The sequence below is a fragment of the Staphylococcus schleiferi genome, assembly GCF_025558325.1.
In the GTDB taxonomy this organism is placed as follows: domain Bacteria; phylum Bacillota; class Bacilli; order Staphylococcales; family Staphylococcaceae; genus Staphylococcus; species Staphylococcus schleiferi.
The window spans coordinates 284,477-296,432 of record NZ_CP094712.1 but is presented as its reverse complement, the minus strand read 5'-3'; the positions used below and the strand labels follow the sequence as shown (position 1 = coordinate 296,432).

The window sequence follows — 11,956 nt, the reverse complement described above, 5'->3', positions numbered from 1 at the left end:
TCTCCTCACCAATATTGTTTTAAAACATGTTGATACTTATCGAAATAGAGATAGGTTCTAAACGTATCTGCAATATTAATCGCAATATAAACTAAAATAATCAATTGTACGGCTAAATATATTTGTTGAGACAAATGCGGGATAAATAATGAGCAATACAGCGGTATGCCAATGATAATCCCGACAATAAACGTTCCAAACCAACATATTCTTGTAGCCATGCGATTGAGATAAGCGGATGTCTCTTTTCCAGGCCGCACACCTATAAAATAATTTCCACTTTTCAAGAAATTTTTTGAATTTTGCTTCGTATTAATCATTAACCGTGACAGAAAATACCCTAATACGATTTGTATTAATAAATACGTACTGATGCCGATATAATTATCGAAAGAAAAAATTTTAATATGGGCAGTCCGTCCTATCGTTAAACTCAGTGCTAGATTTAACGTACTATTTAATAGTAGAAAGACAGATAAACCAATCATGATGGATAGACTTCCACCTGGATTGAGTTTCCATGCTAAATAATTCACCGTATTTTCTTTTGAAATATCTAAAATATCTTGATATTTTGTTCGGTATTCTATTAATTCAATCAGTAATAAAGTAAATAGCGCTGCCACAATCAATACAGTGACAATGATGATTTCGTATGTTTCTATATTTAATTTAGGTCCATGCTGATTAAATATAGATCTCACAATACTTAACATAACGATTGGCATTGGCCCGGCAACGCCATTTCTTACATTTTGATCGGCAAGCCAAACGAGCATCATTGAGCCCGCAATTAAAATTAATAATAAAAGCAATGCATTGGATTGTTTTAAATGACTATGATAAACGAATTGATTTAAAACAAAGCAGCCTTGCACAATACTCAAAATTAAAGTCAGAAACTTTTCTTTAAAATGCTTTTCCGCTCGTGTTTGTCTCATCGATTTCTCAATGTTTTTGTAAGACCATAAGCTAATAATAAGCATTGCTGTCAACCATGGACCGAGTACAAGTGAAAAAACATTCAATCTTGAAATATCTCCACCCATATTAGAAACAGCTAGCCTATAAAACCCATTGCCATGATGTTTCATTGCATGTGCACTGATGATTGGAACATGGCTTCCTAATATGTATATCAATAAAATAAGAATTGTGAACAGTATTCTTTTGTGTAGAATTTTGTACTCGTATTGTTTAAAAATACGCTTAATCATATTACCTCTCACATTAACCCTCTTTTATATAAAACATGGGGTCAAAGGGGCTATCCCTTTGACTTTATTGTTCTAGCCCCTTCTACCATGTTTGAACTTAATTTTATTGTTCAGATGATTGTTGATCATCCTTTTTATCTTTTTTAGATTTTCTTAACAATCCAAGACCTGCAAACATTGCTGCAACCGCTGCAAACAAGCCACTTTGTGATGTTGTTTGACCCGTATCTGGTAATGTTTGTTCAGATTCTTTTGCTTGTTGCATTTGCGTGTCTGATGATTGCATTCTTTGAGCATCCATCGAAGGCGTCGCATCTGTCATTGCATTCATAGCAGATGATTCGCTATCAGATGAAGTTTGAGACATTGACGTACTTGCTGATCCGCTTGCTGACAATGATGTGCTCACTGACGTACTTGTTGATCCACTTGCTGACAATGACGTACTCATTGACGTACTTGCTAATCCGCTTGCTGACAATGACGTACTCATTGACGTACTTGCTAATCCGCTTGCTGACAATGATGTACTCATTGACGTACTTGTTGATCCGCTTTCTGACGTTGATGTGCTCATTGACATACTTGTTGATCCACTTGCTGACAATGACGTACTCATCGATTGCGATTCTTTAACAGAAAGGCTCATTGATACACTTTCGTATGTTGACAAGCTATCTGATGCACTTGTAGACATACTTACTGAATCACTCATATGATGAGACGCTGATAATGACGCACTTTCATCTGCACTTACAGACATCGCTTCTGATACAGATGTACTTGTTGAAGTACTCAACGAAGCACTTGTTGACGCGCTCACTGCTTCAGATACAGCTTGCGTTACACTTGCTGACAGTGATGCTTCTGTTGATGTTGAAGCTTCCGCACTTGCCATTTCACTCAATGATGCACTCATAGATTGACTATTCAAACGCGCTTCTTCTACTGAATGACTTAACGATGCTTTGTCAGAGTTCGATGCTGAAATCGATGCACTTGAAGCTGTACTTATCGATGCGCTTGTTGATGCTTTTTCTACGATTGAAGTAGAAGTTGATGCACTTTCTGCAGCTTTTTGTGAAGCTTTTTCATATTCTGAAAGGCTTGCTGATTTTGAAAGTGATGCTGACTCACTTGTCGAATGTTGTACAGACTGATGTGCTGACTTAGACAATGATGCTTGTTCTGATTTCGACGCAATTTGTGATTGAGATGCCGTATTTTTCATCGAAGTACTTTCAGATACACGTTGGCTCATGGATGCTTGTTCAGAAGCCCTCACTACACCTGATTGACTCGCTGATGTACTTACTGATGTAGAAGCGACTGTTGAATCACTTGTCGATGTACTTGCTGATAATGATGCTGACTCAGCTGAAGCAATCTCACTTGGCGTGTGATTTTTGTGGCTTTCAATTGCGCTTGTTGATAACGATGTGCTCATCGATGCGCTAGCTGAAAGACTTCTGATGTCATTAAACATCAATGACACGCTTGTTGACGCACTCACTGATAATGATTGGATTTGTGAACCAAATTCAGAAACGCTTGTTGATACACTTGCTTTATCAGCATCTACTTTTGAATTCGATTCTGATGTACTTGCTGACGCACTTTCTGATTGAGATTCTGCCAATGATTGTTTTTCTGACATTTGTGCAGACAATGAATCACTTAGAGAAGCATTCATCGATGCACTTGTTAATGTTGAAACAGAATTTGCTTCATACTCAGAAGCAGCCATTGATGCCAAATTGCTAGTTGAAGTGCTGATTGACGTGCTCTTATCTGCACTTGCAGACTGACTCATTGTTGCAACAGTTTCATTAGATTGATCTGCTGACATGCTCATTGATTCAGACTCACTCATAGCACGACTTAACGAACTACGCTCTGATGCACTTGCCGATTCACTCAACTGTTCAGTGGACTTAAGTTCAAGATTTGTAGACATCGCTGTTGATTGTGAATCAGAAGCAGATGTACTTGCTGAACTACTGCTCATAGCACTCATCGACGCACTAGCCAAACGTGAAGCTGACAATGATTGTTGATCTTTAAGGCTCACGCTAGACGCATTTGACATAGAATCAACAGTAGATTTGCTTGTTGATGCACTTACAGACTCACTGATTAACTCAGATACATTAGTAGGAAGTTTATAAGACGTTGACGTACTCATTGATTCACTAATTACACCGATTGGTAAATCTGTTGTTAATGGTTTGCCTGTTGAAGTCATCACATGTGTCGCAGATTCAGATGCTGACGTACTTACCGATGTTGATGTGCTCGCTGATTCAGACTCGCTTGCTTTGTTCACTGATTCAGATGTTGATGTGCTCACTGATGTTGACGTACTTGCTGAAGCCGACTCGCTTGCTTTGCTTGCCGACTCAGATTCTGATGCACTCACTGACGTTGAAGTACTTGATGATGTCGACTCACTAGCTTTGCTTGTCGACTCAGATGTTGAAGCACTTACTGATGTTGATGTGCTCGCTGATGCAGACTCGCTTGCTTTGTTCACTGATTCAGATGTTGACGTACTTACTGACGTTGACGTGCTTGCTGACGCGGACTCGCTTGCTTTGCTTGCTGACTCAGATGTTGACGTACTTACTGACGTTGACGTGCTTGTTGATGCTGATTCGCTCGCTTTGCTTGCCGACTCAGATTCTGATGCACTCACTGACGTTGAAGTACTTGATGATGTCGACTCACTAGCTTTGCTTGTCGACTCAGATGTCGAAGCACTCATCGATGTTGATGTGCTCGCTGATACCGATTCGCTTGCTTTGCTTGCCGACTCAGATGTTGATGCACTCACTGAAGTTGAAGTACTTGATGATGTCGACTCACTTGCTTTGCTTGTCGACTCAGATGTCGAAGCACTTACTGACGTTGATGTGCTCACTGATACTGACTCGCTTACTTTGTTCACAGACTCAGATGTTGACGTACTTACTGAAGCGGACTCGCTCGCTTTGTTCACTGATTCAGATGCTGATGCACTTTCTGATGTCGACTCACTTGCTGATACCGATTCGCTCGCTTTATTTGCAGACTCAGATGTCGAAGCACTTACTGACGTTGATGTGCTCACTGATACCGATTCGCTTGCTTTATTTACCGACTCAGATTCTGATGCACTCACTGACGTTGACGTGCTTGTAGAAGTTGACTCACTTGTTTTGTTCGCCGATTCAGATGCTGATGTGCTCGCTGATGCAGACTCGCTCGCTTTGCTTGCTGACTCAGATGTTGACACACTTACTAATGTTGATGTGCTTGCTGAAGCTGACTCGCTTGCTTTGTTCACTGATTCAGATGTTGACGCACTTTCCGACGTTGACGTGCTCGCTGATGCAGACTCGCTTGCTGCTACTGACTCGCTTGTTTTGTTCGCCGATTCAGATACTGATGTGCTCACTGATGTTGATGTGCTTGCTGATACTGACTCGCTTGCTTTATTTGCCGACTCAGATTCTGATGCACTCACTGACGTTGAAGCACTGTTAGATACAGATGTTGAAGCTGAATCACTCACCGATGTTGACGCACTTGTTGACGTCGATTCACTCGCCACTCGGTTTGATGTAGACACAGATTCGCTTGTCGATACTGATGCACTCTTAGCTGCTGATGTGGAATCTGATTCACTTGTTGATACAGATTCGCTCTTAGCTAACGACGCGGAATTCGATTCACTTACTGAAGTTGAATCACTTATCGATGTCGATGCAGAAGCTGATTCGCTTACCGATGTTGACGCACTTGTCGATTTTGACTCGCTTGCTACTCGGTTTGATGTTGAAACGGACTCACTTGTCGATACTGACTCACTCTTAGCTAATGACGTTGAGTTTGATTCGCTTACTGACGTTGAAGCACTTGTCGATATCGATTCACTCGCTACTCGATTTGAATTTGATACAGATTCACTTGTCGATACTGATGCACTCTTAGCTGCTGATGTTGAATCTGATTCACTCACTGATGTTGACGCACTTCTCGATGTTGACTCGCTCGCTATTCTGTTCGAATTAGATTCCGATTCACTTGTCGAAACCGATGCACTCTCAACTGCTGATGCTGAGTCTGATCCACTTACTGACGTTGATGAGCTTGTTGAAGTCGACTCGCTCGCTACTCGATTTGAAGTAGAAGCTGATTCGCTTGTCGAAACTGAATCGCTCTTAGCTACTGATGTAGAGTTTGATTCACTCACTGACGTTGATGTGCTTGTCGATGTTGACTCGCTTGCTACTCGGTTTGATGTTGATACGGAATCACTTGCAGATGCGGAATCACTATTAGCTACTGATGTTGAATCTGATTCACTCACCGACGTTGACGCACTTGTTGAAGTTGACTCACTAGCTACTCTGTTCGAATTTGATACAGATTCACTTGTCGAAACCGATTCACTATTTGCTGCTGACGTTGAGTTCGATTCGCTTACTGACGTTGAATCACTCTTTGCAGCTGATGCGGAATTCGATTCACTTACTGAAGTTGAGTCACTTGTCGATGTACTAGTAGAAGTTGATTCGCTTGCTACTCGGTTCGATGTTGAAACGGACTCGCTTGTTGATACCGATGCACTTTTAACTGCTGATGCAGAGTCTGATTCACTTACCGACGTTGACGTGCTTGTCGATGTCGATTCACTTGCTACTCTGTTCGAATTTGAAACAGATTCGCTCGTTGAAGCTGATTCGCTATTAGCCACTGATGTTGAATCTGATCCACTTACCGATGTTGATGTGCTTGTCGATGTGGATTCGCTTGCTACTCGGTTTGAATTTGAAACCGATTCGCTCGTAGATACAGAATCGCTATTAGCTACTGATGCTGAGTTTGAATCACTTACTGACGTCGATTCGCTTGCTACTCGATTTGAATTTGATACAGATTCACTTGTCGAAACCGATGCACTCTCAACTACTGATGATGAGTCTGATTCACTTACTGACGTTGATGTGCTTGTTGAAGTCGACTCGCTCGCTACTCTATTTGATGTTGATACAGACTCACTTGTCGATACTGACTCACTCTTAGCTAATGACGCTGAGTTCGATTCACTTACTGACGTTGAACCACTATTAGCCACTGATGTGGAATCTGATTCACTTGTTGATGCAGACGCACTCTTAACTGTTGATATTGAATCTGATTCACTTACTGATGTTGATGCACTTGTCGATGTGGATTCGCTTGCTACTTGATTTGATGTTGAAACGGACTCACTTGTCGATGCCGAGTCACTATTAGCTACTGATGTTGAATCTGATTCACTCACCGATGTTGATGCACTTGTTGATGTTGACTCGCTTGCTACTCGGTTTGATGTTGAAACGGACTCACTTGTTGAGACTGAATCACTATTAGCTACTGATGTAGAATTTGATTCACTTGTCGATACTGATGCACTCTTAGCTGCTGATGCAGAGTCTGACTCACTTACTGATGCTGATGCACTTGTTGACGTCGACTCGCTTGCTACTCGATTTGAATTTGAAACCGATTCGCTCGTAGATACGGAAGTACTATTAGATACAGATGTCGAGTTTGATTCACTTACCGATGTTGACGCACTTGTCGATGTTGACTCGCTTGCTACTCGGTTTGATGTTGATACGGAATCACTTGTCGATGCTGATTCGCTCTTAGCTACGGATGTTGAATCTGATTCACTCACCGATGTTGATGCACTTGTCGATGTCGACTCACTTGCCAATCTATTTGATGTTGAAACCGATGCGCTCTTAGCTAACGATGCGGAGTTTGATTCACTCACCGATGTTGATGTCGATGCTGATTCACTTTTAGCTAATGACGCGGAGTCTGACTCACTTACTGACGCTGATGTGCTTGTTGATGTTGATGTCGACTCGCTCGCTAATCGACTTGAAGTCGATAATGATTCGCTTGTTGAAGTCGACTCACTTTCAGCTACTGACAACGAGTCTGATTCACTTGCCGATATAGATGTACTTACCGATGCAAATTCGCTCTTTAATCTTTTTGAAGTAGACACTGAATCACTTGTTGAAGTAGAGGCACTCGTAGATAATGATTCTAAATCCGAATCGCTTTCAGATATTGATGTACTTACTGATTTAGCTACACTCACTACTCTATTAGACGTTGATGTGCTCGTTGATTCGCTTGCTAGACGAGCAGAAGTTGATTCAGACTCACTAACTGATGTCGATTTTGCTGTACTTAAGCTTTCTGATTTCTCAATCGATTGACTTTTTGCTTCGCTATTCTTCACAGATGTCGATTTTGATGCACTTACTCTTTCTGATTCTGCTATTGAGTGACTCTTCGCTTCGCTATTCTTCACAGATGTCGATTTTGATGCACTTACTCTTTCTGATTCTGCTATTGAGTGACTCTTTGCTTCGCTATTTTTCACAGATGTCGATTTTGACGTACTTACTCTTTGTGATTCCGCAACTGAGTGACTCTTCGCTTCGCTGTTCTTCACAGATGTCGATTTTGATGTACTTAAGCGTTTGGATTCCGCAATTGAATGACTCTTCGCTTCACTATTTTTCACAGACGTCGATTTTGATGCACTTAAGCGTTTTGATTCTGCGATTGAATGACTCTTCGCTTCGCTATTCTTCACAGACGTTGATTTTGACGTACTTAAGCGTTTGGACTCTACAATCGAATGGCTCTTCGCTTCGCTATTCTTAATCGATGTTGATTTTGATGCACTTAAGCGTTGTGATTCTGCAACTGAATGACTTTTCGCTTCACTATTTTTTACAGACGTCGATTTTGATGTACTTACGCGTTGTGATTCCGCAACTGATTGACTCTTCGCTTCGCTATTCTTAATCGATGTTGATTTTGAAGTGCTTAATCTCTCTGACTCTACAATCGAGTTACTCTTCGCTTCGCTATCTCTTATTGATGTTGATTTTTCTGCACTTACGCGTTGTGACTCCGCAGCTGATTGACTTCTAACTGCACTTTCGGATTTTGCTTTAACCAATGAAGTAGAAGCATGACGGCTTTCTGTGATTGCTCTTGCGCCATTCGGATTATATTTTTTATATGGGTCAATATTACTAACAACCCCTGAAAAATAGTTTTGTCCTCTTTTGCCACCAACCTTATCAAAAGAGCCATAAGGTGTTAATTGATAAGTTACATCTCCAAAAGGATTTATGATTGGCACTTCAATAATTGTTGTTAAACCGTACCCCTCTTTGATATGATCCGCATCCATCACACCGGTTTGCCAATAATAACCACTTTTCGCGTTACCTTCTAAGTGGATGTTATGCTTCGTCACAAACTCGCTTTGATAACCTGCTCCAGTAATACCTTGAGTAACCTTAGTCGGCTTACCATAATCTTTTCCTAACTTTAGCATTCCAGTGTAAGATTCAGGTGTATTTTTAAGGACGGTTTTAGGAAAACCCAATTTTTTATGCGTCTCAGTAGTCGATGTTTTTGGATCATCATAAGATACAGTATATTTAAAGATTGCTTTGTGACCATTACTGTCAACTTGTAACTCATAATAAACCGGTACTTTATTACGTGGATCTTGACCATGACCACTGCTTCTCTCTCTTTCAGCATGACCTGCAAGCGCTGCTCTAAATGCTGTTTCTCCAACTTCTGTAGCGACTGTATGAATTGGAGAAATTGTTGAATTCAACACTGGTGCTTCTGTATTTGCTAATGACTGTGATGACGCTTGAGAAGATGACTGCTTCTCACTTACAGATACACTTGCAGGTTGCGTTGAATTTTGACTATTCTGATTAATTGATGTAGAAGTTTTGCCTTCACTTTTCGATGTGATTGCTTCTGAAGTTTCTGATGCTTTAGAAACTGATGTAGATTTTTCCACATTTGATTCTGATTGCTTCTCAGAATTCGAAACTTGTTTTTCATCCGATTGCTTTTGCTCGTGCTTTGATGCATGAGATACTGAAGTACTCGTTGAAGTAGAAGCAGATTCTGATAATGATACTGAGTCTGATTCCGATAAAGAAGTGCTTTCTGCATCTTGTTTGGATGCTTCGCTTTCGGAAGTCACTGCACTATCGCTTTCAACAGTACTCGTGCTCGTCTCTACATGAGAAACTGAGTTTTCAATTGCAATCGATGTTTGATCCCCAATCGTTTGACTCTTTGTTGCTAACTCTGAAGTCATCGGAGCATCTGATGCGGCAAATGCTTGTTGATCATGCAACATGTTAACAGTAAACATCCCCCCGGCGATTGCCGTTGTTTGCATTGCATGTTTTTTAATTTTTTCACCAAAACGCGTTGTAACTTCGCCATCTTCATTTTTTACAATATCTTTACTTAAAAAAGGTAAACCCATGGCTTTTAAGAGTTGAATCTCTTTAATACCGGCTTTTACCCATTCCTTTCCAGATTTGTATAGTTTCACTCTTGCTTTTTCTTGTCCTAAACTTTTTCTAAATTCCCTAAATTTTCTTGTCATTGCAAAACTCCCATTAAATAATTTCCATAAAACTTGAACTTGTCATCGCAGCCTATATAAGATAATAATACCTTTTATTTAACTGCGCAATAAAATATTAAATGAAATCTAGTTTGTAATATAATCTATTTCAGATTTTGAATACCTAATTATATAAAATTACTTTTTATTTGTTCTTATGGGAATTTGCATTTAAAAAACATAGAGATGTGACTCTATTGAATTCTTTATTTTTAAAGGGTTTGTTAAACGAGGTGCTTCTGAAAGTTAGAACATTGAGAGGTGCGTTATAAAAAGTTTATTAAATTAAATCTAATATTTATTTGAGTTGCTCTAGCAAATAAGTAGAAAAATATTAATAAATTATTTCTTCATTCAATTGAGTCACTATTTTCAAAGTATTTTTCATCAATTTTTCAGATAAATGACGTTTTATTATTTGTTTCTACCTTAACTACACGACAAACATGCGTATTAATACAATAATTTTTAGAAATTACTACAAATGAATAGAAAAAGCATTGATTCATGACTTTAATACTATTATTATTGAAGTAACGCTTCAAAATTAGATGGACAAACCTCCAATTACTTTATTTTTTTATACGTGAGTTATTCGTTTTCGTTATGTATAAAAATGTATTATAATAGACTGTGGAGTAATTTTAAGGTCTGTGACATCAATCATATTTACTCAGGGATATTCTGTTTATTCCTCACTATACAAACAATGAAAGGTGATTATGTATGCCAACACAATCAGATTCAAAAGACATCATCATTATCGGTGCCGGTGTACTTAGTACGACATTCGCCTCAATGATTAAAGATTTAGAGCCGCATTGGAATCTTAAATTATATGAGCGTTTAGATCGTCCAGGTGTGGAAAGTTCAAACGAACGCCACAATGCCGGTACAGGTCACGCAGCACTTTGTGAATTGAACTACACTGTTAAACAACCAGATGGTTCAATTGACATCGAAAAAGCAAAAGAGATTAACGAAGAATTTGAAATCTCTAAACAATTCTGGAGCTATCTTGTTAAAAGTAAAAACATTGATACACCAAGAGATTTCATCAATCCACTTCCTCACATTAGCTTTGTAAGAGGTAAAAATAACGTTCAATTCTTAAAAGATCGTTACAACAAAATGAAAGCATTTCCAATGTTCGACAATATCGAATACACTGAAGATATTGAAGTGATGAGAAAATGGATGCCATTAATGATGCAAGGTCGCAATTCTAGTGATATTATGGCTGCAAGTAAAATCGATGAAGGTACTGACGTTAACTTTGGTGAATTAACACGTAAAATGGCGAGAAGTATCGAAAAACACGAAAATGCAGATGTACATTACAATCACGAAGTAAAAGACTTTAACCGTCGTTTAGATGGCAAATGGGAAGTTACAATCATCAACCGCAACACTGGAGAAAAACAAGTTCAACTTGCTGATTACATCTTCATTGGTGCTGGTGGCGGTGCGATTCCTTTATTACAAAAAACAGGTATCCCTGAAAGTAAACACTTAGGTGGTTTCCCTATTACAGGTCAATTCTTAATGTGTACAAACCCAGACGTTATCGAAGAACACGGCGTCAAAGTTTATGGTAAAGAGCCACCTGGCACACCACCAATGACTGTACCTCACTTAGATACACGTTACATTAACGGTCAAAAAGCATTATTATTCGGACCTTTCGCAAGCATCGGCCCTAAATTCTTGAAAAATGGTTCAAACTTAGATTTATTCAAATCAGTTAAACCATACAACATCACGACTTTACTTGCGGCAGCTGCGAAAAACTTACCATTAATCAAATACTCAATCGATCAAATCTTAATGACTAAAGAAGGTTGTATGAACCACTTACGTACTTTCTACCCAGAAGCTAAAGACCAAGATTGGGAATTATACACAGCTGGTAAACGTGTTCAAGTTATTAAAGATACTAAAGAATACGGTAAAGGTTTCATCCAATTCGGTACTGAAGTGGTTAACTCAGAAGACCACACTGTTATCGCTTTACTTGGTGAATCACCAGGGGCTTCAACATCAGTTTCTGTTGCACTTGAAGTGTTAGAAAGAAACTTCGCTGAATACGAAGCTGAATGGAAACCTAAGTTACAAAAAATGATTCCTTCATACGGTAAATCATTAATTGAAGATGTTGATTTAATGAGAAAAACACGTAAACAAACTTCAAAAGACTTAGAATTAAACTACTACGAGTAAAGGAGTT

The 11,956-nt window shown here is 39.2% G+C and carries 5 protein-coding genes and 1 pseudogene; 3 read left to right on the top strand and 3 right to left on the bottom strand.

The window, feature by feature from the left end; translation table 11 throughout:
• Positions 1-5 precede the first annotated feature (5 nt).
• Both secY2 and MUA40_RS01205 read right to left on the bottom strand, forming a co-directional pair.
• Positions 6-1,217 (bottom strand): accessory Sec system protein translocase subunit SecY2, encoded by a 1,212-nt coding sequence (gene secY2 / locus MUA40_RS01210; protein WP_262570061.1) that lies wholly within the window; start codon positions 1,215-1,217, stop codon positions 6-8.
• A gap of 103 nt (positions 1,218-1,320) precedes the next feature.
• Positions 1,321-3,543, bottom strand: coding sequence for an LPXTG cell wall anchor domain-containing protein (locus MUA40_RS01205; protein WP_191876934.1), 2,223 nt, complete (start codon positions 3,541-3,543; stop codon positions 1,321-1,323).
• Here MUA40_RS01205 and MUA40_RS01200 point away from each other — a divergent pair.
• Together MUA40_RS01200 and MUA40_RS01195 are read left to right on the top strand one after the other, a co-directional pair.
• Positions 3,446-6,451 carry a hypothetical protein gene (locus MUA40_RS01200; RefSeq protein ID WP_262569749.1) on the top strand — a complete coding sequence of 1,002 codons (3,006 nt, stop codon included), beginning with the start codon at positions 3,446-3,448 and terminating at the stop codon, positions 6,449-6,451. The two genes, MUA40_RS01205 and MUA40_RS01200, sit on opposite strands and share 98 nt — an antisense overlap.
• A gap of 642 nt (positions 6,452-7,093) precedes the next feature.
• The gene (locus MUA40_RS01195) at positions 7,094-7,480 is read left to right on the top strand and encodes a hypothetical protein (protein WP_242678357.1); all 387 of its coding nucleotides are present in this window, start codon (positions 7,094-7,096) and stop codon (positions 7,478-7,480) included.
• A gap of 2,105 nt (positions 7,481-9,585) precedes the next feature.
• Here the strand turns inward: MUA40_RS01195 and MUA40_RS12105 are convergent.
• Positions 9,586-9,708, bottom strand: a pseudogene (locus tag MUA40_RS12105) (KxYKxGKxW signal peptide domain-containing protein); the annotation flags it as partial.
• Between the two features lie 747 nt (positions 9,709-10,455).
• Here MUA40_RS12105 and lqo point away from each other — a divergent pair.
• On the top strand, positions 10,456-11,949 hold the full coding sequence (gene lqo, locus MUA40_RS01190; protein ID WP_016425970.1) for an L-lactate dehydrogenase (quinone): 1,494 nt from the start codon (positions 10,456-10,458) through the stop codon (positions 11,947-11,949).
• Positions 11,950-11,956 lie beyond the last annotated feature (7 nt).

What these genes read in the sequence shown, in the direction of transcription:
- secY2 (WP_262570061.1), bottom strand. Translation starts at nt 1,217, where the DNA reads ATGATTAAGCGTATTTTTAAACAATACGAGTACAAAATTCTACACAAA.
- lqo (WP_016425970.1), top strand. Translation starts at nt 10,456, where the DNA reads ATGCCAACACAATCAGATTCAAAAGACATCATCATTATCGGTGCCGGT.